Origin of the sequence: Cyanobium sp. Cruz-8D1, assembly GCF_024345975.1 — a bacterium.
GTDB lineage: Bacteria > Cyanobacteriota > Cyanobacteriia > PCC-6307 > Cyanobiaceae > Cyanobium.
The window spans coordinates 1-1,599 of sequence record NZ_JAGQCD010000108.1; the positions used below are offsets into that span (position 1 = coordinate 1).

3 protein-coding genes are annotated in these 1,599 nt (G+C 65.3%); all 3 read left to right on the forward strand.

Going from position 1 to position 1,599, the window contains the following annotated elements:
* The coding region (locus KBZ33_RS21415) for a methyltransferase domain-containing protein (protein ID WP_255012045.1) at positions 1-585 on the forward strand (585 nt) is incomplete at its 5' end.
* The gene (locus KBZ33_RS21420) at positions 579-1,115 is read left to right on the forward strand and encodes an isoprenylcysteine carboxylmethyltransferase family protein (protein WP_255012047.1); all 537 of its coding nucleotides are present in this window, start codon (positions 579-581) and stop codon (positions 1,113-1,115) included. The genes KBZ33_RS21415 and KBZ33_RS21420, both read left to right, overlap by 7 nt.
* A gap of 269 nt (positions 1,116-1,384) precedes the next feature.
* On the forward strand, positions 1,385-1,599 hold a 215-nt coding region (locus tag KBZ33_RS21425), incomplete at its 3' end, for a hypothetical protein (protein WP_255012049.1).

Consider the following 1,599-nt stretch of genomic DNA (forward strand, 5'->3'; position numbering starts at 1 on the left):
CAGCCCGCCCCACCGCTGGCCCAGCTCCTGCGCAGCCATCCGCTGGCGCCCCAGTCACCGGGCAGGGTGCTGGTGCCTGGCTGCGGACGCGGCCATGAGGTCGCCCTGCTCGAAGACCTCGGCTTTTCAGCCATCGGCCTGGATTTCAGTGGCGCGGCCTTGCGCGAGGCCCGCAGGCTCCATGGCGAGGCTCGGGACACCCTGGAGTGGCTGCAGGCCGACCTGTTCGACAGGCAGGCCCTGGAGGCGGCGGGCCTGACCCCCGGCAACCTCAGCGGGATCGTGGAGCACACCTGCTTCTGCGCCATCGATCCCGGCCTGCGGGAGGACTACATCGCCACCGCGGTCCGACTGCTCACGCCGGGCGGCTGGCTGCTGGGGCTGTTCTGGTGCCACCGCCAGCCAGGCGGCCCGCCCTGGGGCAGTGACCCGGAGCTGGTGGAAGCCCAGCTGCGCCAGGCCGGCCTGGTGCCGGAGATCTGGGAGCCGGCCACCGGTTCGGTGGACAAGCGCAACAACGAGTGGCTGGGCCTGTGGCGCCAGCCAGGCCCACCCCCTTCACCTGTAGAGATCGAATCATGTTGAGCCAACTGAACGAACGCATGCAGAAGTGGGGCTTCTCCTGGGAGGGTCTGCGGGACAACCGCCACGGCGAGTGGTGGGTGCTGGCGCAGATGATCCTGATCGCCGCCCACTGGCTGCCGCCAACTCCTCCGCCCTCGGATCTGGGGATTCACTGGCCCCTGGCGCTGCGCCTGATCGGCGGGCTCACCGTCCTGATCGGCCTGCTCCTCGGCGCCCAGGGGGCCTTGAACCTCGGGGACAGTCTCAGTCCGCTGCCGGAACCGATGCCCGGAGCGCCGCTGGTCACCGTGGGGGCCTACGGCCGTTGCCGCCATCCCCTCTACCAGTCGCTGCTGCTCTGCTCCCTGGGGGTGACTCTGGCCCTCGGCAGCCTGCTGCACCTGGGCCTGCTGCTGGCGCTGGCGACCGTGCTCAGCCTCAAGGCACGACGGGAGGAGCAGCGCCTGTGTTCCATGCACAGCGGCTATGCCGATTACATGACCTCCACCCCGGCGATCGTTCCCTTTCTGCCCGGTCTCGACTGGCGGTAGCCCTGGCTCTCACTGATGTGGGCGTTGCGCAGGGAATCTCCACTGGCTGCAGCCTTGGTTCCTTTGGATCGGGATGTCCCCCTTGCTGTTTGGTTGGAACCCGCAATCCATGCTTGATTCCTGCCTGGCGTCGTGCTGTGCAGATCAGCACTGCCAATTCGTACAACCGTCAGACAAACCTTGTCTGTCGATATGTCATTAGTTTGCGCGTTTTATTCGTGATTGCCTTCTATGGCTAGGGTGCAGATGAGGCGTTCGTGTAAAGGCTAATGAACTATGTTGCGGTCGCCAATTTCATCGCAAAGCCTCTCACGGCAAGGCTGGCCATGGCTGGCGTGACAACTCTTATCTGTGCAGGAGCCTTCTCTGCTGCCTTGGCTGCCCCTGTCACACCCAACCTGATCGGTACATGGACGGTTGAAGGGAAGGGGGCCGTGCTCTGCAAAGTCGAAGCATCGAGATGCAAGACCCATCATCATGGTGA